The organism is Coleofasciculus sp. (assembly GCF_046565525.1).
In the GTDB taxonomy this organism is placed as follows: Bacteria; Cyanobacteriota; Cyanobacteriia; order Cyanobacteriales; family Coleofasciculaceae; genus Coleofasciculus.
In genome coordinates, this window is record NZ_JBKHUP010000002.1 from 1 (window position 1) to 22,728 (window position 22,728).

General features: G+C 47.4%; 18 protein-coding genes and 1 pseudogene. 10 read left to right on the forward strand and 9 right to left on the reverse strand.

Annotation, left to right across the window (positions count from 1 at the left end):
• The 9 genes and pseudogenes from ACLGGO_RS00775 to ACLGGO_RS00815 all read left to right on the forward strand — a co-directional run.
• A pseudogene (locus ACLGGO_RS00775) lies at positions 1–185 on the forward strand (hypothetical protein); the annotation flags it as partial.
• A 233-nt stretch (positions 186–418) separates the two neighbouring features.
• Positions 419–556, forward strand: coding sequence for a 50S ribosomal protein L34 (gene rpmH / locus ACLGGO_RS00780; protein WP_446339826.1), 138 nt, complete (start codon positions 419–421; stop codon positions 554–556).
• A 137-nt stretch (positions 557–693) separates the two neighbouring features.
• Positions 694–1,098 (forward strand): ribonuclease P protein component, encoded by a 405-nt coding sequence (rnpA, locus tag ACLGGO_RS00785; RefSeq protein ID WP_446417909.1) that lies wholly within the window; start codon positions 694–696, stop codon positions 1,096–1,098.
• A complete protein-coding gene (locus ACLGGO_RS00790; protein ID WP_446339824.1) occupies positions 1,088–1,480 on the forward strand; it encodes a PH domain-containing protein in 393 nt (130 codons plus the stop codon). Before rnpA ends, ACLGGO_RS00790 begins: the two co-directional genes overlap by 11 nt.
• A gap of 289 nt (positions 1,481–1,769) precedes the next feature.
• Positions 1,770–2,939, forward strand: coding sequence for a membrane protein insertase YidC (gene yidC, locus ACLGGO_RS00795; RefSeq protein WP_446339823.1), 1,170 nt, complete (start codon positions 1,770–1,772; stop codon positions 2,937–2,939).
• 2 nt (positions 2,940–2,941) lie between these two features.
• On the forward strand, positions 2,942–3,424 hold the full coding sequence (locus ACLGGO_RS00800; protein WP_446417910.1) for a Jag family protein: 483 nt from the start codon (positions 2,942–2,944) through the stop codon (positions 3,422–3,424).
• Between the two features lie 62 nt (positions 3,425–3,486).
• Positions 3,487–3,990, forward strand: a complete 504-nt coding sequence (locus tag ACLGGO_RS00805; RefSeq protein ID WP_446417911.1) for a YceD family protein — start codon at positions 3,487–3,489, stop codon at positions 3,988–3,990.
• A gap of 173 nt (positions 3,991–4,163) precedes the next feature.
• Positions 4,164–5,678 carry an AAA family ATPase gene (locus ACLGGO_RS00810; RefSeq protein WP_446339820.1) on the forward strand — a complete coding sequence of 505 codons (1,515 nt, stop codon included), beginning with the start codon at positions 4,164–4,166 and terminating at the stop codon, positions 5,676–5,678.
• Between the two features lie 145 nt (positions 5,679–5,823).
• The gene (locus tag ACLGGO_RS00815; protein WP_446417912.1) at positions 5,824–6,315 is read left to right on the forward strand and encodes an SH3 domain-containing protein; all 492 of its coding nucleotides are present in this window, start codon (positions 5,824–5,826) and stop codon (positions 6,313–6,315) included.
• 295 nt (positions 6,316–6,610) lie between these two features.
• On the opposite strand, the gene lanM is transcribed toward ACLGGO_RS00815, so the two are convergent.
• The 9 genes from lanM to ACLGGO_RS00860 all read right to left on the reverse strand — a co-directional run bounded on the left by lanM (position 6,611) and on the right by ACLGGO_RS00860 (position 22,160).
• A complete protein-coding gene (gene lanM, locus ACLGGO_RS00820) occupies positions 6,611–9,808 on the reverse strand; it encodes a type 2 lanthipeptide synthetase LanM (protein WP_446417913.1) in 3,198 nt (1,065 codons plus the stop codon).
• Positions 9,809–9,871: 63 nt separating this feature from the next.
• A complete protein-coding gene (locus tag ACLGGO_RS00825; RefSeq protein WP_446417914.1) occupies positions 9,872–11,317 on the reverse strand; it encodes a radical SAM family RiPP maturation amino acid epimerase in 1,446 nt (481 codons plus the stop codon).
• A gap of 53 nt (positions 11,318–11,370) precedes the next feature.
• Positions 11,371–12,879 (reverse strand): SagB family peptide dehydrogenase, encoded by a 1,509-nt coding sequence (locus tag ACLGGO_RS00830; protein WP_446417915.1) that lies wholly within the window; start codon positions 12,877–12,879, stop codon positions 11,371–11,373.
• Between the two features lie 48 nt (positions 12,880–12,927).
• On the reverse strand, positions 12,928–15,180 hold the full coding sequence (locus ACLGGO_RS00835) for a TOMM precursor leader peptide-binding protein (RefSeq protein WP_446417916.1): 2,253 nt from the start codon (positions 15,178–15,180) through the stop codon (positions 12,928–12,930).
• A gap of 373 nt (positions 15,181–15,553) precedes the next feature.
• The gene (locus ACLGGO_RS00840) at positions 15,554–15,949 is read right to left on the reverse strand and encodes a hypothetical protein (protein ID WP_446417917.1); all 396 of its coding nucleotides are present in this window, start codon (positions 15,947–15,949) and stop codon (positions 15,554–15,556) included.
• 243 nt (positions 15,950–16,192) lie between these two features.
• A complete protein-coding gene (locus tag ACLGGO_RS00845; RefSeq protein WP_446417918.1) occupies positions 16,193–16,606 on the reverse strand; it encodes an ester cyclase in 414 nt (137 codons plus the stop codon).
• Between the two features lie 309 nt (positions 16,607–16,915).
• Entirely contained in the window at positions 16,916–19,009 is a 2,094-nt protein-coding gene (locus ACLGGO_RS00850; RefSeq protein WP_446417919.1) for a B12-binding domain-containing radical SAM protein, read from the reverse strand.
• Positions 19,010–19,021: 12 nt separating this feature from the next.
• Positions 19,022–21,115 carry a B12-binding domain-containing radical SAM protein gene (locus ACLGGO_RS00855; protein WP_446417920.1) on the reverse strand — a complete coding sequence of 698 codons (2,094 nt, stop codon included), beginning with the start codon at positions 21,113–21,115 and terminating at the stop codon, positions 19,022–19,024.
• Between the two features lie 235 nt (positions 21,116–21,350).
• Complete coding sequence (locus tag ACLGGO_RS00860; RefSeq protein WP_446417921.1) at positions 21,351–22,160, reverse strand: SH3 domain-containing protein; 810 nt, start codon at positions 22,158–22,160, stop codon at positions 21,351–21,353.
• A gap of 305 nt (positions 22,161–22,465) precedes the next feature.
• Between ACLGGO_RS00860 and ACLGGO_RS00865 the strand changes: the two genes are divergently transcribed.
• On the forward strand, positions 22,466–22,642 hold the full coding sequence (locus tag ACLGGO_RS00865; RefSeq protein WP_446339817.1) for a hypothetical protein: 177 nt from the start codon (positions 22,466–22,468) through the stop codon (positions 22,640–22,642).
• Positions 22,643–22,728: the final 86 nt, after the last annotated feature.

Here is a 22,728-nt window from a genome sequence, read left to right on the forward strand (position 1 = left end):
AAGCGGGAAAGACTTACACAGGCTGGTGTTCTGGGGACACTAAAACTCAGGTTTCCGTTAGCGATGGAAATTGGAAACGATTGGGGCAGTTTACTGCCAAAAAAGTCCAGTTGTTGCAGCGAAGCACGGGGTTAATCGTCGTGCCTTCAACTGGACTGGTCAAATCTTGCCACTCAATGTGGTGAGATTTGACCTCTATTCCTCCCCGCATTCAGCGAAGCAATGCGGGGAGGAATAGAGGTTTACGATGAGGAATGAGAGATAGGGATAAGTTTAATACCCAGGCGTGACAAATTAGGGGATTGGAATGTTAAGCTAGAAAATTGTGACTCTTGGGTTAACTGGGAAAAGTTGTAGAACTTTTTTGAGTTTTCCCAAGTATTCCCATCTGGTTTGGTAAAAAGATAAACAATAAACGATGACAAAACGCACATTAGGCGGTACTAGCCGCAAGCAAAAACGCAAATCCGGATTTCGCGCCCGCATGCGAACCAAAAACGGTCGAGCTGTGATTAAAGCCCGCCGGAGTAAGGGACGTTATCGTCTAGCGGTGTAATGTCACCTGGTAAAGGCTCAGGACTTACGCCAAATTCACCATTAGGCGTCGATAGTCCTATAGGGTGCTTGATCAGGCGCCCTATAGCCCCTTCCCTGACGAATGACGAAGGAAAAAGGAAAAAGGACAAATAACAATTGTTGCCTCAAGCAAATCGACTCAGGCATTGGCGAGATTTTAAGGCAGTATACCAAAAGGGAATTCGTCGCTATGGACGTCATTTAACAGTGCGAGGGTTGCGGTTGCCTAGGGTTATCCATGAGGATGTTCTAAGTTCAGACAGCTCACAGCTTAATCTGTTAAGCCAGCCGCCTACTCGCATTGGTATTTCCGTCAGCCAAAAAGTCAGTAAAAAAGCCGTTGTCCGTAATCGCTTGAAACGACAGATTAGAGCCGCTTTGCGCCAATTATTGCCGCGACTGAAACCGGGTTGGTACGTCATAGTTGGAGTACTTCCCAACGCCTTGGAGTGCGAATATGCTCAATTTTTGCAAGAATTAGAGCAGTTATTGGTAGATGCTGAGGTAATAAATGGGCATTAAAGAAGAAACCTATTATGAGGGGGGTCCCCACGTCGGTGACTTGATTATAAACATTTTGCTGGGGTTCACGGTTATCGCCTTGCCCTTAACCATTGGAGCAGTTGTGCGGGCGTTGTGGTTGCGCTATCGGATTACCACTCGCCGCATTTCGGTGACAGGAGGATGGCAAGGGCGCGATCGCACGGATATTGTATACTCCGAAATTGCTCAACTGCGGAAAGTTCCCCGTGGTATCGGTCTTTGGGGAGATATTGTGGTTATCCTGAAAGATGGTAGCCGTTTAGAACTGCGGGCTATGCCTCAGTTTCGCGAAATTTACGATTACATCGGTGAAAAAGTGTCTGCCAAAACGGGTAAACCGCTGGATTCCGTTAAGGCTTAAAGTATAGCGGCGGTGAGCAGGAGGGCAATGTTCCTAGGGTTTGGGTGTGGGGTACGGGAAATAGCTGAACTTTTTTATACCGCTCAAAAAATTTCCGTAACTTTGGATACATTTGCCCATTGAATTTCTCTGGGCTGCCAAAGAGGGCGATCGACGCCAAAGTCGCCCCATCCAATTACAGCTTAGATTCTTAAGAGCGATAAATTGGGTGACATTGCCTCCCATTGCCGCCAATATTCGATAAATTAGATTCAGAAAACGTTACAGCGCCTAGGTTGAATTTATACGAATGGATTTTGGTATCGGGTTTCTCTCTAACAACGTCATGCTGCCAATCCTGGATTTTTTCTACGGGATTGTGCCTAGCTACGGTCTTGCCATCGTGGCACTGACTCTGGTAATTCGCTTTGCTCTCTATCCCCTGAACGCAGGCTCCATTCGCAACATGAGGCGTATGCGAATTACCCAACCCTTAATGAAAAAGCGGCAAGAGGACATTCAGAAACGCTATGGCGATGACAAGGTGAAGCAACAAGAGGAAATGAGCAAACTCTTCCAGGAGTTTGGTAATCCCCTAGCTGGCTGTTTCCCTGTCCTGCTACAAATGCCTGTTTTATTTGCCCTATTTGCCACATTGCGGGGATCACCGTTTTCTAATGTGAACTATACGGTGGATGTTCAAATCTTTCCCCGGGAAAAAATGGAGTTCATCCAACCCCAAGCCTTTGCCACCAAACCCCAAAATATTTACTTTGCCGATGGTGTGCACGCACCAGTCGCCGCCGTATTACCGAGCGGTAATCGTTTAGTGGTGGGGGAGAAGACGCCAATCGACTTTCAATCCGTTGAGGGGAAATCCTTAAGCGCCCTGAAGCAGGAATATCCAGACACCAAAATTATTCCTCGATGGGAAATCACCAAAGGGGAAGATAAGGTGCGCTTGAGAGAAGATGGCACCATTGAAGCCTTAGCACCGGGCGAGGTAACGCTCAAGGCAACAATTCCAGGATTGGCGGCAGATCGAGGATTCCTCTTTATTGACGCCTTGGGACGGGTGGGCGCCTTTGAAGAGGATGGCAGCATCCACTGGGATATTGTCGGCATGATTCTATTTTTTGGCGTGAGTTTGTATGTGAACCAGATTCTCACCGGTCAGAATGCTCCAAGTGGTTCATCGCAGCAAAACACGGTGAATAAGATTACACCAGTTTTATTTTCTGGGATGTTCTTCTTCTTCCCCTTACCAGCCGGTGTGTTGATGTATATGGTGATTGCTAACGTTTTTCAGACGCTACAATCCTTTATTTTGATGCGAGAACCCCTACCGGAAAATATCCAGAAAATGGTTGAGGAGCAAGAAAAAGCGGAACAGAAAACCCAATCGAAAGAAAAGTCAGGCGAAGGGCGAGAATCACTGCCATTTGAACCGAAACGTTCCAAGAAAAAAGCGTCAAGTTAGTTATGAGTAATCAGCAGCGGGGTCAGCAGTGGCTGGAAGAGTTGCTACGCTTATCCAATGTGTCGGCGACGGTGCAAGTTACGCAAGAGAACCAAGATCCTAAAGCGAGCTACTGGTTGACCATTGAGCAAAGCCAATTGACCGAGGCAGAAATTCAAACCCTGATTGGCACCAATGGTGAGGTTCTGGATGCGCTACAGTATTTGGCAAACGCAATTCTTAACCTCAGTCAGCTACCAGTAGATCAGGCGGCGTATACCGTTGAACTCAATGGTTACCGTCTGCGGCGTCAAGAGGAACTCCGGATACTAGCAGATCAGGCGGCTCAGAAAGTGCGGGAGACCGGTCAAGATTATGAATTGCGATCGCTCTCCGCTGCAGAACGCCGTCAAGTGCATACGTTTCTTCAGGAATGTGAAGATTTAGAAACTCATAGTCAGGGTCAAGAACCAGATCGCCGCTTAGTGGTTCGTCTACGTCCTTGAGTGGCGAGCGAGGGTTTAACCTCTGGAGTACGGTGGGTTGTTTGCAGCAAAGGAGTGGCATCATGGAAGCAGTTTATATTCCTGGATTGCTTAAATTACCAGAGCAAACCGATGTGATTCAGGTGAATGAATTCCTGCCTGATTTAGAAACTCTAACGCCCGTTCGAGGCGGCTTACACGTTAAGCATCAAGGGAATTATTTGGAAGTATCGGCGCAAACGGAAACGATTATTACCCTAGCCTGTAACCGTTGCTTGCAGCAGTACAATCATCGGTTAACCTTGGATGTGTCTGAACTGGTTTGGTTAGATGAAGCCGCCGACCAAAAGGATCAGGGTGTCCTAGAACGAGAAACGCCCTTGGAGGAGTTGGTGGAAACCTTACATCCCCAAGGGTATTTTGATCCCAATAGTTGGCTTTATGAGCAATTGTGTCTAGAAATTCCTCCCCGACAGTTATGTGACGCTAACTGTCCAGGAATTGTTATTGATGAGAATAGCACCACTAAGCCAACAGACCGACGTTGGGATGCTCTGGAAATTTTAAAGGGACAATTGCCCAAATAATGGTCATTGGTCATTTTCCCAGATTTATGTAGGTAGGGGCGGGTTGAGAAATTAATGTTAACGATTTTTCCGAACTGAGATACAAAACCCGCCCTCCTCTCATTGAACAGAGGTAAAATATAGGTTTGGTGAATGATTCGGTTTGAGGTTGTCGCATTTAACCCCAATACACCATGAGTTTTAATGATGAGTTTGAGCTGCTTCTACGCGCCCGCTACCCCCTGATTTACATCCCCACCCTAGAAGAAGAACGAGCCGAAGTCGCGATCGCACAGGTGGCTCAACGCTTGGGTGAACGTGGGGTTTATCTGTGGGATTTTGTCGATGGCTATCAAGGAAACCCTAATGATCAAGGGTTTGGACGCCGCAATCCCTTACAAGCCTTAGAGTTTGTCGAGAAAATCCCCCCGAATGCCCCTTCTATCTTTATCCTCAGAGACTTTCACCGCTTTCTGGAGGATATCTCCGTTTCCCGTAAACTGAAAAACCTGGCGCGACTCCTCAAATCCCAGCCGAAAAATATCGTCATCGTCACCCCCCAAGTCGCCATCCCCCCAGACTTAACTGAAGTGCTGACAGTACAAGAGTTTCCCTTACCCGATGTCTCACAAATCAAAGCCGAAATTAGCCGCTTAGTCGCCGCAACCCACCAATCCCTCAGCGACAAAGTTTTAGATGAACTGGTGCGCTCTTGTCAAGGGTTATCCTTAGAACGGATACGCCGGGTATTAGCCAGAGCGATCGCGGCGCGGGGACAAATCCAACCCGATGACGTGGAAATGGTGCTAGAGGAGAAACGCCAATCGATTCGTCAAACCCAAATCTTAGACTATTACCCCACCGCAGAAAGAATTTCCGATATTGGTGGCTTAGATAACCTCAAAGACTGGCTGCTACGTCGAGGCGGTGCTTTTACTGAACGCGCCCGACAATATGGATTACCCCATCCCCGTGGCTTGCTATTAGTGGGAATCCAAGGAACTGGAAAATCACTAACTGCTAAGGCGATCGCTCACCATTGGCATCTTCCCCTATTACGCTTAGATGTGGGGCGTTTATTTGGCGGCTTAGTCGGAGAATCAGAATCCCGTACCCGCCAAATGATTCAACTCGCTGAAGCCTTAGCCCCCTGTATTCTTTGGATTGACGAAATTGACAAAGCGTTTGCGGGAGTGGAATCCAAAGGCGATTCCGGTACCGCTAGTCGGGTGTTTGGTACATTTATCAACTGGTTAGCCGAGAAAAAATCTCCCGTCTTTGTCGTCGCCACAGCCAATAATATCCAAGCACTCCCTCCTGAAATGCTGCGGAAAGGGCGATTTGATGAAATATTCTTCGTTGGCTTACCCTCTCAAGACGAACGCCAAGCTATTTTTGAACTGCACTTAGGGCGACTACGGCCTCATAACCTAAAGAACTATGATCTAGAACGACTAGCTTACGAAACCCCCGACTTTTCCGGTGCAGAAATTGAACAAACCCTGATCGAAGCCATGCACATTGGCTTTAGTCAAAATCGAGATTTTACCACTGATGATATATTAGAAGCCGCCAGCCAAATCGTTCCCCTCGCTCGTACCGCCCAAGAACAAATTCAATTTCTCAAAGACTGGGCGGCGGCGGGAAAAGCACGTATGGCGTCTAGAGATACTCGTTTGAGTAGTCGGATTCAGCGTCAACTCCAATAAAAATTTGTAGTTGTGATCCTTGACTTTGCTAATCGGGCATAGTTTTGTGTAGGGGATCTTCTCACTATTATCGTTTGTTTACCTCACAAAAGATGCGACTAAACCCGCCCCGTGCAAGTGAGAGACTTTTGAGTTTTTTTTAGGAATGACAAATCCTATGATTTTATCAGGTATTGCCAAATTTTTTATCGGTCTTATTCTGGGTATTACCATACTATTAGCAGGAGGTGGCGCTGTCGCCTATTACTTTTTCACAAAATTGTCAGCGAATCCAGCTAAACCCATTTTTGCTGAAGAACAACCAGCCCAGCCAGTTAAATCTCCCGATTCGGCGAAGAAACCCGCCCAATCTACCCAGAAGCCAAAACCTAGTCCTAGTCCTAGTCCTACTCCCAGTGAATCCCCAGAACCCGAGGAATTACCCCCTGGTGCTTATGAAGCGAGGGTAACTTGGCCCGAAGGATTAAGCCTGCGCGATTCTCCCAGTCTTGATGCCAATCGCATTGGCGGGGTAGCCTACAATCAGGATATTATCATCCTCAAAGAAAGCGATGATAAAAAATGGCAGAGAGTACGCTTGTCGGGTAGTGAACAAGAAGGTTGGGTCAAGGCGGGAAATGTTGAGCGAGTGGAATAGGTTTTGAATTTTGAATTTTGAATTTGCCAGACGTGCCATGGCACGTCTTAATTTTGAGTGTGTATTCAGCAAGCCCTGTGTAACCTGAGTTCGACGTAATCCCAAATCTGGTTATGATAGGGTACTTAAAAAAAATCAACTTCATTTCTATTTGCAAGGTTTCTCCCCTGAATAGTAAGTAGTCTTTATTAACCGGATCTGGTATAAGCTGAAAGTCTGATTCTGTCGTAGCCTTAAATCGTCATTCTTCCGTTAAACAGCCTCAAATAGCTTCTTATATCGAACTCAGGTTATATTACTGAGGAAGGTGCAAGAGTCGAATTGAGGGAACTGTAGTGGAGTTATCCATCCTCAGAAATGCTCTTGCAATGGCACTTAGACCCCAAAAGATCGATAGGTTGTGGCGATCAGCAGCCAGAGATGTGGGGAACCAATATCCGGCTTCTGCCCGAGTGCAATGGATCTGAGTGGCAAAGAGCGAAGCGCGTTCGAGATACATCGGCTCGCCACTCATTTCAAAAGCCGTTGCAGCAACCTCAAAAGCATCTAACAGTGCAACTGTATCGGTTGCTGGGCGTTCTATAGCTAGATAGAAGTTAATCGGATCGATAGCTCGATCAACATCGAGTTCTAGGTATGCTAGAAGGTGTCCTGGTGTGGGTTTGGACAGTTGGAAAATGCGCTCGATCGCATTCTCCAGCTCGCGCTGAAAGCGGACGGGGACAACGCATTCACTATTTTGAATCGTTCTGGATAATCCCAATGCCAAACCAACTTCAGCATTTGGAAAACCCCAACAACGTTTCAGTCCTTGAGGAGCGTACGGCGGGGGCGGAAACTCTCCAGACTGCTCTCGTAAGTCGAGCAATTGGGTTGCTAAGTTGATAGCAATCTCGATTCCTTCTACGTCTCCACTTCTATTGGCACAAGAGATCGTGCTAAGGAAAAGCCCAACCATACCAGAAACAACATCAGTGCTAGCTCGCTGTACAAACATTTCCGTTGGCAGGCGCGACCAATTAGAGAGAGCCAAACGAGTCAAATCTGGCGCGGCGAGAATCTGAGCGCAGTAGCACAAGCTGAATATCAAAGCACCTAAGCCCAAATAGCCTCCGCAATGCACGGGCATATCCGAATGCAGAATAGTCGCATCTTTTCTTTGCCAGGTAGAAAAAGCTTCCTCAGTTGCATTTTGAATGCCCGCAAGCGTTCCTAACGCTGCCTGTTTCCACTGTTCCCCGCCCGTTGCCGCGTACAGATCGCTAAACAGCACTGCCAGACCGCAACTGCCTGTAAGTAGATCGGGCTGCAATATATTTACCGAAAGCAGATCGATGTAGGGATTATAAACAAAACCCAACCAGGCTAAGTTGCCTGTGGGGGATTCGACAGCATCCGCCAAAATTTCTGCGCTTATGGAAATTGCTTCTTCTAACCAGCGATCTCGCTCGGCTGGGGGAGAAATGCTGCTATCTCGCTTGAACCCATTCCACTGTTTTCGAGCCGTCCGGTGACCTGTAACAAAACCAGATCGGATTAGTTCCATTTCTCGATCAAGGGGAAAGCTTTTGAGATGTTTCAATCGATTCTGTAGTCGCTCCCAGGCCGTGCCGTTGAAATAGTCTATAATCTCACTCCCCTCCAAGGTTAAGATCCGATCATCATCGCTCAATGCTCCAAACAATGGGATATTCAGTTGTCGTAGCGCTGCAATTTCACTGCAAACAATCTGGGCGTGGCGATCACGGGTTGCTCCGTCCAAATCCTCTGCGATCACAGGACGGAGAAGTTGTTGGAGAAAAATCTCTCGCTGGACGGGATCGGCCAGCAACGCTGGCACTAGACTCGATCTGACGATTCTGTGATAGGTCCAAGTATCACGGTAGATGAATCTTACCCACAAACCAGTCCAACCAGCTAGCGGTCCGTCAGAGGCCTGAAGCATTTCTTGTTGGGCCTCTAGGCATTGCTGGGCGTTCGCATAGCCTTCCAATAGAAAATCGAGGTAGTTGGCAGCATCAATGGGAGTCCCGTTCAATAACGGTGCGTGATCTGTATGGGTCCAAGTAGTGTAGTCATTGCGGCTAGGGCAACCTTTCCACGCAGGTTTGCTAGAACTCAACACGCGTTTGTAGGGCATCACGAATTTGCCAGGCAAGGCCAGGGCACCAAAATCTTCGGTGCCAACCCCAACACCAATAGGCGTTGGCATAGCAAGGACGCACAGTTCGAGGGCAGACTCAGCCAAAATGTCTCGGGCGATGTGTTGCTCAGCTGAAAGCTGCCAGTCTGGGCGAGGTTGCAACAGCATTTCTAGATCGACAAAGACAGGTTGTTCGCCGTGGGCAATGAGATTGTCGAGCCAAAAATCTCGCCCTTCAAAGAGCTGTAGCAGGCGAATGAGAATACCCATGCGACGATAAAAACGCTCCACTTCCTGCATCGTCTGGCAGGATTGGAAAGGAACGAACTCTTCCCAAGTATAGCCATCCCGTACGATCACGCGACGAACGTGTAAGGGCGGCTCTAAGCCGCCCTGATTGAGAAAAGCGAGCACATTGAGAAACACCTCAACACAGCGCAAGTCCTTCGGCTTGTAGACAACTTTGCTCCCACTCGCAAAGCTGAGAATTGCTACGGTTCGCCCGCATCCGTGAATGTCCCCCGCATCTCCTCGAAACCCCGTCAACAAACCCGGCTCCAAATCTTCCCACATCTGATCGCGCAGTAATATCCAATCTACTGACAGGCGATCACATATCTCCCTCATCCATTCCTGCCAGTGGGCGTAGGAAATTGCCATCAAATGAGCCAAGACAGGAAATCGCTCGAACCGATCAAGCCAGCTATCCACCGTATTCTCTAACACGGCTTGTTCGCTCGCATCCTGCCGGCCGAACAAGCCAGCATTAGCATTTGCCAAACGCAGCTCGAAATCTAGAATGGGAACCACTAACTGTGACAGGCGACGGGCAATAACAGCCACCATATCCGCGAGTCCCGCAGGCGAAACCGCCCATTTTTCTCGGGCAATGTACGTCTCTAAAAACTGTTGGGCGACCTCCAAAAATGGCTCTATGGCTCGCCCGTGAGGAATTTTTCGTTCGTCTTGCGGATGTTCGCCTCCCGTGATCGAGCGAACTAAATTTGCTTCATTGCGGACGGCTGCATCTAACACTGTAACTAAAGTCTTAGCCCAGTGAGGTAAAGCAGTGAAATGATGCAAATCGACATCGTTCAAGCAGCGATCGAAGTCTTCTTCACTCAGTCCAAGCATTTGGAGATATATCTGAAACTGGCCCGGCGTTCCGTCTGTAACTGCTTGACGCCATTGCCGTCTGAGCTTGTCGATTTTAACCCTATTTTCGGCATGCGGAACGACAGCTTCGCAAGTTATACGTTCGTGGGGCGGCATTGCCCGCGCAATAATTTGCCAGAGCCGATCCTGTTGGTGGGACGAGAGTTGCAGTGGACGATCAGTTTTCAGACTCATGGATGTTTCAAACTCATGGATGTTTCAAACTCATGGATGTTTCAAATTCATGAATGACATGCCCTAGCAACTGGGAAGGTCGAGCTCGTCAATGACCCCGGTACAAAAGAGACTATTCAACATTGAATACACCACTTCGCGGTTGATATTTTGCTGCACGGAAACTGTTTCAACGATATCTTCGGTCGTTCGATCTCCTTGCGCCACGAGATCCCCAATGGCTTTCCATTGATTGCTGCGTTCCGGCCCTCGAAAGGCAAGTCTCTGTTTAAAGCGCCCATTGAGTTGGAATCCATCCTCCAAAGGTTCTAACTCCAACCAATGATGAAAGCGAAGGCGATCGCCTCCACGCAAGATCGGCCACATCCGCTCGTCCATCGTACGGTCTATCCACTGAGCCAATTCATTCCCATCAGCAAAATGGCCGCGATCAAAGATGAAATATCCTAGGGGCCAACGATCACTCGACGCACAAGGAGCGATCAGCTGTACGCTGCGATCGACCATATTAATCAAAAAACCCGTTACGCAACCAATGCTCGACATTGGATAATCATCGCAGTCGGCATAAGATGGATCGGCAGTGAACCAAGGAGCCCATAACAGAGATTTACGCTGCTGCTCCATGAGCTTAGGATCTTTTTGCGCTCGCTCGCGGAATCGCCCGGCATTGCCATAGACAAAGGCACCCTCGCGATTTAGAGGCAAACATTCCACCTGAGCCAGTTCCTGGGCACTAAACTCCGCATGCACATGATCGAGCATCTTGAGACTGATTATGGAGAAGCGATTGAGCCAGCAGTCCCGCGATTGCGAGAGTTCGAGCAGGGCGCGAGTACGTTCGGGATCTTCACCGGCTTTTGCTGTTGTTGTCGGCGGAAAAATACCCACAATCTCGTGATAGTCAAGACACCATCGTTCGTAATCAGGATTGTCCAGGGGATCGGTTGCCCAGTATAGAAAACCTGTTTTTGCTGCCGGCCCCAAATGATCGTTCAGGACATTGAGTACGTCTCGCCACAGCACCCGATTGGTATCGGTATAGGAAAAAACGCCACTCAATTGCTCTGGAGACAAAGCACAAAACCAACAACCAACCGAACAGCCCTTGGTAAGTTCGATACTCAAGGATGCGTGAATATTGGATTTTGTAGGAAACGGTCCGATTTCGAGCCACTGCCGTGCAATTTGTCGCTCCCGCCATGCTTTGAACCGTGGGTCTTTTGGTTGCCCCTCCTTTTTATAGAATTCGCCAACAAAAGTGGATTTAGCCAATACCACTTCCCATATCGCTTTCATCGCTGCCGATGGCGGACCGGGTTGGTTGGGCTGAATATCCTGCAACGAATGGACATCGTCAGGATGGCAATGAATATTGTACTTTGTCAAGGTGCCAACCTTATCTGCTGCCAAAGCCTTACGGAAGTTTGGATCGGAAACCCACCTCTCGTTAAAACGTTTGAAGTCAGCATATTTCTGCATGGCCTGGTGGTAGGTATTGAGTAACATAAACGAGGCTCCAAAGTTTCACTCCACAGGATATTCTCAAAGTATTGATCGCATTATTGATCGATTGTATCGGTAGTTGGCAAACTACCCAGCATAAAGTCTCCCACGGAAGTTTCCGCCAGGTAGTCCGTCCGAGCCGCCGTTGCAAAGGTATCTGAGTCGCCGCTACCTAGGGCACAAGGACCGAGGCCCATCGCAGTCGCAACCAAATACATACTCTGGTAGAGGATACCGACGTGTTTGAGAGTTGTTGCATAAGCGATCGCATCGTACTTCCAAGACATGCGTCCAAACCGTGCCGCCAGATGAATCAATACTTGGGGCTTGCCGCGCGGGGCGGAGATAGAAGCGTAATTCAAAAGGGCGTCCACCCACCTATCGCGCTCGCGCAACAGCACAAGACCGTGTTCCTGAGGGTTGTAGTAATACAGTCCGCTTGAGAGTCCGTCGCATCGATCTACTGTTAGATAAATCTCTATCTCGTAACACTTACCGCCAGCAGGATAGGGACGACTGCTAATCTGCATCACAGCTTGTCCTCGTTCGGTTTGAACTGGCATATCTCCTAGTGATCGTACCCGAGCAACGCGATAGAGAAATGCGCCCAACTGTTTCACCGTAATGGGATGCGAGTCTTCGTAGTCGTAAACCGAGCGCCGTTCTTCCATCACTTGGATGAGGGGTAGATCGTCGAGGCAATCGAGAGCCGGCCGGTAGAGATCGATCTTCTGACCTTCGGGGGACGAGCGTAGGGCAGGTAAAGGGGGAAAGCGATCAATGTGCCGAAAAGTGGCTCCAAAGGGATAACTGCCTCGACCATATCGGCTACGACTGTGAAAGAGCAGATCGTGAAAACTCCATTGACCTAGGGTAGCGTCGCCATCCTCAGCAGGAGCGGCATACTCATCTGACACTGGAGTCAGAGCTTGGGCGTTCAGCAGCAATTGGAAAAAGTCGGCCACCCCTTCAATTCCCAGTAGCGGCAGATGTTCTGCTAGCTGTCGAACGGAGTGAGGTTGGGCGAGCGCCCACAAAACCTGGGCAGCAAGGCTATGGTGGAGAACGATCTGAGCGTAACCGAGGGGACACTCCAAGAGCAGACGATTCTCCTCCCGACGGCAGTAGGCAAAGCGAGAGAGATAATAGGGTCGATCAATATCGAGCTGCTGGAGATGAAATTGATAGTTTTGAGCTAGGCCCACAATCGCGGCAATAGACCGTCCTGCCACCACAGCCGCGTGCTGAATTGCACCGTGATGGAGCAATTGGTTAAAATGCAAATAGAACCGGGTGAGGGCATCCCCTCCATCGGCAGCCAAAATCTTTTCGCTCAATTCGTCGATCGTGGCACCTTCTGAAGCTAATTCCACAAACACCTGTCTTACGCTAGCTGGCATCTGCTTGAAGAAAATTTTTTGTCCTAGCTCAAAGATGACTGCAAGCGTTCCATCTGATGCCTGGTTCAGCGCCAGCCCCTCTCGCAGCTTCACCTGCAAAGACCGTCCGCGACTGAGATCGGACGAACCCGTCAGGTAAACTTTCGGAAAATCCTCAACAGCCATCACAACCTTGCCTCTGCATCAATGTTACTCATAACCGACTCCACTCGCTTAAATAAAAATTGAAATCGGATTCAATTCTTCTTCGGAAAGTGGCGCGGTACGCCAACCTAGTTTGACGGGAATATCGTACAGTCTCCCCGGCGCATAGCGTGCCCAAAAGTGTCGCAGCCCCGGAACGACAACCTTAACAACAGGCAGCCCCACATCCGGGCGGGTTTGGTCTAGCACCAACATCTCTAGCCCCAAGCCTTCAACAATCGATTGGCAATGCATCACGTCTTCGCGAATATCGTCATGGTGAACAGTTAGATATTCGTTGCGTTGGCGAGCAGGAGTATTGGGAGCGGGAAGCAGGTAGGGCTGATTTTTTAAGGTGGCGGTTTGCCACCAATGGATAGCTTCTGGATCGTCGTACTCATATCCCGTACCCCTGCCTTTGCTTGAGACAACCCCCGGCAGCATCTGGTTTAGCTCCGTAAGCGCTCGCACCACCCCCATTCTGGGATCGAAATGAGCGGCTGGGGCAAAGATGATATCCTCTGTATCGCCTCCGAGATAGTTGGAAATGGCAATGAAGGCAGGAATGCCCAAATCGTTCGTTAAATCGAGTACCCACAGATCCCGATCGATCTGACGGTAATACACCCTGAGTTCTTGGATAAAGGGATCGTCGAAACTATCAAGGTTCACAGTCGGTCGCCGTAGCCGGTTGTACCACCACATGGCAACGCTATCTCGCTCGGCCAATTCCATAAATCCTTGTAGAATGGCCTCCTCTGGCGTATTACCTGCCGCACAACCATTAGAGTCTGGCAAACAATAAAACTGTTCGGGAGGTGAAGGATAACTATAGAAGCAGTAGCTCGTGGGTAAGTAACGAAATTCCTGACGGGTCATCGACCAGAGGGGAGTCCACTCCATCTCCACCGTCGGGTCGAAGGGCAGAGGGATGGTATCTAAACGCCGATCTAGCGCGTTCCATCGATCGCGGTCGCGATACTGCTGAGGGCTAAACAACATGCAATCGCGCGGATCGATCGCGCGATCTCCTAGGGCTTGTGCCGTACCGATCTGGCGAATTTCTTCCCCGCGAAAGACCCCCGAATAGCGCTCGATCGCTTCGCATAAGGCACTGACCTGGGCTTGAGCGTCGGAAATCCCCTTACCGCAACAGGCGCTACGAACGTGGCGACGCAACCGTGTAAAAGAATCGTAACGCGCAGCCATATTATTGCCCGACACGTAGACATGTACGGTATCATCGTCAGGGTTCGAGACGCGGGTAAGACTTTTCGCGATTCCCGTAATCGGGCTGATGTGATGCTCGTATTTGCTGAGGGTTTGTTCGGGCGTTACAGCCCGATGGCCGCCATCGCTGACAAACTGTTTGACAACGCTTTGCAACCGGAGTGGAACGGGCAAATTTCCCTTCCACTTCGCTGGCTCGCCACATTCTGGGCATTGAGGTCTGCGGACGAGGAGGTGTTCTTTGGTTTGCAGCGATATTGAATCAAAGGTCAGCACTTTACTCTTAAGAGAAGCCGCTTCTCCCAATACAATCCATTTAGCAACTTCTGCAGCCGCAATTCCCAAGCCGATACTGACCGTTGCAGGCAGAGCAGCTAGGGCAGGGTAGGGGCGATCGCGATGCATCATCTGGCAGGCATAGCGATCCACCTCAAAATTGTTATGCAGTCTTTGGGACAGGCAAGCCCAACACCCCGTCTGTCCGGGAAAAAAAAGCGGCCCGATCCAGGCATAAACCCCACTCGGCCTGACGATCAGCCAGGGTTTATCTGTTTCAAGAGCGCGTCGATTGAGTTGAGCTAATCCCCCTTGCAGGTAATCGTCCACAAGAGCCACCCACAAGTCAGCATCATCCTGCAATGCGATGCTAACGTGCATTGCTTCTAGTTGGGCCAAAAAAGCTTGTTTTGGAACATTCCCAAATGGAAACAGGCAGACACGCTTGGCATCTAAGGCCTCGCTAGCCGCGTGAGTCGTCACGCCCAAAGTATTCCAATACGCTGCGATCGAACTCGGCAACGTTGCAACAGACTCTTCAATATGCCCGTATTTTTCTAACAAAAGCAACGTACGGTAGACTTCAGTTGCGGAAAGCTTACTTTCTAAAGTATCAACAATCTCGTCTGTAGTTCTAAAACCATCAATTAAAGGAATTACTTGTGCGTAAGCGCGACCAGACAAGGCAAAATAACGACCTTCTGCAATCAATAGAACGCGCTTCTCGCCAACCGCTTCAGCATAAAGATGACTTTTTATTTTGGGCTTCTCAATCATTAGATTGTGCGAAAATGAAATAGAGACCGAACTATCCTTCACAACATCAAGAATATCAACTGCTCTACTTTACTGTTGCGCTTATTTTTAGTTTTTAGACTCAATTCTACAAGACATGGGATCGAGCCGTCATCCCTTTCAGGGCTTCCGGCTCTATCCCGCTCGTATTCGTTCACCCAAACCGAAACAATCGTTGACGAGCTGGCAACCTTTCCCGGTATGATGGGTCATGTTGTTCTTCTTGAAGGCCGTCGAGTTTACGGCAAAAAGACTGGGTGTACCTCACTCACCTGATAAACGCTACATCATTTCCTTAATAAAGGATTACTACTCCGACTCAAGAGTTAGAGTATTGTTTTGTAGATCGCTTCACCTAGGCACATTCCGTCGATGCACTAGAAGAACTAGAGAGACACGAAGGAGTCGTGCAACACGTGCTAGCCGTACTTTGGCAACTATTAGCTGCAGACACTCCTATCGACAAGTCTTCCTGCGACAGTTCTTCCGCTTGAGGAATGACCAGATACATTGTATTGCGGGGACGCTCATCAGGAACCTCTTCAAATGACTGACAAATTTGAATTTTCAAATCCATGTCAGATGAAAATTCCATTCCCTGCTCGACAAGCACTTCTTTAGGGTTAGCAATCAAGCGATTTCGAAATTCTTCATTTACCATCGCCATGGCCGACACTTGGCTCACTACCTTTTGAGTTTCAATGGAGGTAGTTTCAGACGAACGCTCCTGTAAAGCTCCCGTAGTTGACATAGTATTAAATCCTTTAAGACAAAACTACACAAAACAATGTCTGAATCTTATATTTAGATTCCGCAAAAAGCAATGGCAATTATCAAATTGTAACAATTCTCATTTTTGGATTCATTCAATAGTTTTGAAGTTTTTGGACCAATATAGATAGATTGACAATTTTGCATAAATCAATCGATTTCTGGAAAGACTTCTGAAACCAATGAGAAAAATTATTTCGCATAGAGAATTGCCGATTTGATTTTAACCTTGTCCCAACGGTATCTCTAGACCAAGCACCGCACCAAGGTGATCCTGCTCGTTCCACACTTCCACAATCTTGCCATTCTCAATCCGTATGATCGTTATTCCAGTTACAGTTGTTGTTTTGCCATCCGGCGCATTGGGTACGATATCGCTTGAAAGCGTGTAGGAATACCGCCCAACTACTTTATCTTCACCACAAAAGATGTCGTGCATTGTGAAAGTATCAAACCCTCCTGCCTTCCCATGGGCAGCAACTTCTTCCTTGGAATGCACTTCATGGGACATCGGACTCTGCCTAAGGTTATTGGATAATTCATCACCTAAAAGGGAATGAATTGCATCCAAATGACCACTTTTAAGCGTCTCTATGTAACGGTGTAAGATATCTATTTTTTCTTGATCTGTTGCCATAGTATTGACCTGCCATTAACGACGGTTGGACAAGCTACGCAACAAATATACTGCAAGCAGCAATACAAAGTCAATTCAGTTTTCAAAACTTTACAAAGCGAAAACCACAGGGAGCATCCCGTTTTGGAAAAAGCATTACCTAAAGTAACTCAATTACAAGGGTAAAAGAGCCAACGTGCCAAATTGGAATGCTCCCAAACCACAAGACACTTTGTTCAATTTTTTGCTATAAAATAAGGCTTTCCCAGAGTAGTTATGGTCAAGAGATCGCAGTAAGGGGAATTTTCAGTTTGACCATTGCAACAAACCTCAAGCTATAACAGTATCACACAGTTTGATCATGCGGAGCTTTTGAAAATTATTTTTAGTCGCAGCATTATGACCTAAAACCATTGCATCAATCCACTGAATCCAGCGCCGAACTCCCGTCTTGTCTTCCCAATCGAACGCATAATGAAGACCATTGTCCGACCAAGAGCGATCACTTACCACAATGACCGCATTAGGGGTCGGGCCTGGCTCTGGCATTGCCGCATCTTCATACGATAGGCGTTTTGATGCATCGGCAAAATATGTAATCCAATCGCAATGGGCGATAAAGGTTTTCCCTTTTGAACGATCGTAGCTTGGCAAAATCATCAGATTTTTTTGGTAATGAATCAAATCTTCTAAATTTGCTATCTGTGGATAGCGTTCCATAAGATAACCATTCAGGGCATCAAAGAAGCCATCAATCTGCAAACATATCTGAACAAATAACCAACGGCTGGGTTCTAGCTGAAATTCGAGCTGAGGAAGTTGACCTACGTCCATAAATGCGACGGCATCGTCACGATCTAGATAGGTTTGATAGCAGTCTCGTATAGCTTGGTATAATGCTTGGGCAAGGGGAGCGCGAGTAAAAAAGTTTTCAAACAGGTCTTCATAAAATTGCGCGTAAGTAATATTGTGGGTGAATCGCAAGTAGATAGATATGAATTGGCTAACCGCGCAACAGTGAAAACATTGAATAAAACTTGTGTATAATTGCATTTCCACCCAGTCTTGTCGAGAGAACGTCTTCGTTTGAACGATTAATGCGGGATGCTCGATTGAGGAATCTATGGGACCGCACGGGCGAGCGCCATGGTTGATTAAAACATACCTTTTAACGGTCTCAATTTTCCATTTTTCGATAAACTCAGGTTCGGCCGCGGGTGCATTAGGAAGCAAGTTGTATGGATTCACCCAGTAGCGCGAGTGAATTCCCCATTCCATCATATCCGTAAGACAAGCTTTCCATAGATTGACCTTATCTCCAGGAATACCTAATATCAATTGTCCGTAAGTTGTTATGCCGTCCTGCATCAATTCACGAACGATATCCCGTTGCTTTTTCACTGAAATATTGCTTCGATTTGTTGCGGCAAGAACTTCAGGACTAGTATGTTGGATGGAAAGCAAATGGAATGAAAGTAAGCCTGACTCAATCAGTCTTTTAGCAATACCAACCGAACGACCGGGAGTGTTTTTTGAGTTGCTATAAGTAAAGGATAGAGGGAATCCAGTTTTTTGATGGCTTCTGATGACCAATTCCGCGATTTCTGGATCTCTCGGCAGCATCCCAAAATTGGCATCGGTTGAAAATAAGAAGCTAACCTTCTGTTTCCCAAACCACTCTATCTCGGCTTCGATTCGCTCCATCGGGAATTGACGGATCTTCGACATCGTATTCGAACCCCAATCGCAGTAACTGCACTTATACGGGCAACCGCGATTGGTTTCCCACAGAGCTACAATACCCTGTCCCGCAGCCGCTATCTTGGATTCATAATCGGCGCTCTGCTCGAGATAAGGACTGTAGAGAAACTCTGTCGGCACTTCTGCAGGTCCGGTACAGATATGAAAGTCACCTTTGGGATTGGGTAAATACAGACCTGGAATATCGGCAAACATAACAGACTTGGCTTCAGTCAACTCGCGACTGCTTCCATGCTGAATTACCTTATTGAATATATTGGTGAGCGTAATCTCCGCATCTTTCACCGAGATCATATCGATATAGGGGTTCTTCTGAAAAAACTTGGGATCTTTGTAGTCAACTTCTGGTCCCCCAGCAATGACCAAACAATGAGGGTAGCGGGATTTTACTTCTCGCGCGATCGCACACTGCAATTTCCAGTTCCAGATGTAGCAGCTTAAGACCAATACATCGATTGGAGTATCTCCATAGGGACGCAATAAGGGGGCGGCTTCAATTGCCACTTCATTAATCGGCGCCAACCAATCGATCTGTTCTGGTTCCAAGCCGTAGTGTTCCCATTGGGTTTTCAAAATTCCCCACATCAAGGGTAAATAGGGCAATCCAAATTTCGCTAGGGGGGGTTGGCTAACAAGAACGGTGGCTGGCTTTGAAGAATACATTAATTTTACTCCTTAAGCTACAACAGTATCACACAGTTTGATCATGCGGAGCTTTTGAAAATTATTTTTAGTCCTAGCATTACGACCTAAAACCATTGCATCAATCCACTGAATCCAGCGCCGAACTCCCGTCTTGTCTTCCCAATCGAACGCATAATGAAGACCATTGTCCGACCAAGAGCGATCACTTACCACAATGACCGCATTAGGGGTCGGGCCTGGCTCTGGCATTGCCGCATCTTCATACGATAGGCGTTTTGATGCATCGGCAAAATATGTAATCCAATCGCAATGGGCGATAAAGGTTTTCCCTTTTGAACGATCGTAGCTTGGCAAAATCATCAGATTTTTTTGGTAATGAATCAAATCTTCTAAATTTGCTATCTGTGGATAGCGTTCCATAAGATAACCATTCAGGGCATCAAAGAAGCCATCAATCTGCAAACATATCTGAACAAATAACCAACGGCTGGGTTCTAGCTGAAATTCGAGCTGAGGAAGTTGACCTACGTCCATAAATGCGACGGCATCGTCACGATCTAGATAGGTTTGATAGCAGTCTCGTATAGCTTGGTATAATGCTTGGGCAAGGGGAGCGCGAGTAAAAAAGTTTTCAAACAGGTCTTCATAAAATTGCGCGTAAGTAATATTGTGGGTGAATCGCAAGTAGATAGATATGAATTGGCTAACCGCGCAACAGTGAAAACATTGAATAAAACTTGTGTATAATTGCATTTCCACCCAGTCTTGTCGAGAGAACGTCTTCGTTTGAACGATTAATGCGGGATGCTCGATTGAGGAATCTATGGGACCGCACGGGCGAGCGCCATGGTTGATTAAAACATACCTTTTAACGGTCTCAATTTTCCATTTTTCGATAAACTCAGGTTCGGCCGCGGGTGCATTAGGAAGCAAGTTGTATGGATTCACCCAGTAGCGCGAGTGAATTCCCCATTCCATCATATCCGTAAGACAAGCTTTCCATAGATTGACCTTATCTCCAGGAATACCTAATATCAATTGTCCGTAAGTTGTTATGCCGTCCTGCATCAATTCACGAACGATATCCCGTTGCTTTTTCACTGAAATATTGCTTCGATTTGTTGCGGCAAGAACTTCAGGACTAGTATGTTGGATGGAAAGCAAATGGAATGAAAGTAAGCCTGACTCAATCAGTCTTTTAGCAATACCAACCGAACGACCGGGAGTGTTTTTTGAGTTGCTATAAGTAAAGGATAGAGGGAATCCAGTTTTTTGATGGCTTCTGATGACCAATTCCGCGATTTCTGGATCTCTCGGCAGCATCCCAAAATTGGCATCGGTTGAAAATAAGAAGCTAACCTTCTGTTTCCCAAACCACTCTATCTCGGCTTCGATTCGCTCCATCGGGAATTGACGGATCTTCGACATCGTATTCGAACCCCAATCGCAGTAACTGCACTTATACGGGCAACCGCGATTGGTTTCCCACAGAGCTACAATACCCTGTCCCGCAGCCGCTATCTTGGATTCATAATCGGCGCTCTGCTCGAGATAAGGACTGTAGAGAAACTCTGTCGGCACTTCTGCAGGTCCGGTACAGATATGAAAGTCACCTTTGGGATTGGGTAAATACAGACCTGGAATATCGGCAAACATAACAGACTTGGCTTCAGTCAACTCGCGACTGCTTCCATGCTGAATTACCTTATTGAATATATTGGTGAGCGTAATCTCCGCATCTTTCACCGAGATCATATCGATATAGGGGTTCTTCTGAAAAAACTTGGGATCTTTGTAGTCAACTTCTGGTCCCCCAGCAATGACCAAACAATGAGGGTAGCGGGATTTTACTTCTCGCGCGATCGCACACTGCAATTTCCAGTTCCAGATGTAGCAGCTTAAGACCAATACATCGATTGGAGTATCTCCATAGGGACGCAATAAGGGGGCGGCTTCAATTGCCACTTCATTAATCGGCGCCAACCAATCGATCTGTTCTGGTTCCAAGCCGTAGTGTTCCCATTGGGTTTTCAAAATTCCCCACATCAAGGGTAAATAGGGCAATCCGAATTCCGCTAGGGGGGGTTGGCTAACAAGAACGGTGGCTGGCTTTGAAGAATACATTAATTTTACTCCTTTGCGTGTGAGTTAGGAATCAATGGCGAAAAGTCAGAGAGTTGATTGCTATTTTTAGTGATTTCAGAGAAGTTATTAGCATAGAAAATTTACTAACTACAACTGCTAAATATGGTTATCATAAGTCATAAGCTGCACGTTTGACAAGCCGACCTGTAACTTAACTAAACCTGCCCCGACTCAGTTTTAAGTACGAGAACTATTTGACAAATGACCAATGACACTAGAAACACGCCTTCAGATTAATATCGCCCAGTTGCGGAAATCCATTCGATATCCACCCAGCCGTCGGGGCGGTAATCCTCACCCATTCCCGTCCGGCGTCATCTAATCTAAATTGGGGCGGATCAGAAAGAGCGACGCGATCGCCAGGGAAGACACCACCCACTCTCGCTGAATTCGTATTGGGACTTTCACGAATCGCTAACCCTTCTTCTTCTTCATAAATCACTCGCCGACAACGGTTAGGCGGTGTGGGTGAGGGCGTAGTCGCAGCAGTATTCCCCGGACAAGGCTTAAGATCTTTCGCTTGGACAAATCCACTAATTGGAGAACGAATTGCAATCCAACCATTCCTACCACTGGCTTCGGCGAGGATGACTTGCTCATCAGCTTGTAAGGCGCGAATTGGATTGGCGGTAGAACGTTCCGCGTAGATAAAAATTGACTGCGTCGCCGCCCGACATTGCCCACTCAGCCCTTGAGTGAGGAGAAAAGAACTTGTCGGGTTATACCCATGTTCGATGATGTTGCGCCCTATTAACCCACTGGGCGCTAGTCCAGTTGTGTAAGCCTTTAACGATTCAACAGAAATGGTATGAGATGGCTTTGATGAGAACGTCACACCCTGGTGGCTTAAAAGGTTTCTGTCAGGATTTATCTTTACATTTTCTTGGGTATGAACAAAAGTGGTCACAAACGGGGTCTGTCCTGCACCAACAGCTACACTCGCCGTTGCTGTCAAACCTTCTACTAAAGTAAATCCTAACGCCAAGAGTGCGGCAAGCTTACTCCATTGGCTAATTTGGCTCATCCTCATCACTCCTCAATCTGATTTAGCATCATGTCCGCTTGAATTTCTAACTAGTGCGATTGCTTTCCCGCCAAGACCCGGATATATCATCAGCGCTGAACCGGACTTGATAGCAGTAGTTGCTCAATCACTGGGCATAACCATCATCCATCAAAATAGCGTGGCATCGAGATTATATTAAGAAAGTTAGCTAAATCTAAATCTTGATTGCAATACTTCAGCAAAGACTTCAGTTAAAGAAAAGAGAGTGGTACGGTTAGAAAACTTGTCTAAATTGATCCAAAATCCTTTAACGAAAAATACGCATGTACCACAAAAATACGAATAAAGATATCTGGACAGCATTAATTACCGCCGCCTTGGGTGCTGGAATCGTCACCTCGTTTGCCGTAAGTCAAGGTCAACACCCTATATTAGCCTTGACAATTACCGGGATAGCAGCGCTGTCGGCGGTTCTCATCGAGCGATCAGGATTAATTTGACATCATCCCCAGCCGACAACAATAACATACCCCCCATACCATTTTCCCAGATAGCTTGATAAACTAGCAATAAAAGCTATCGGGGA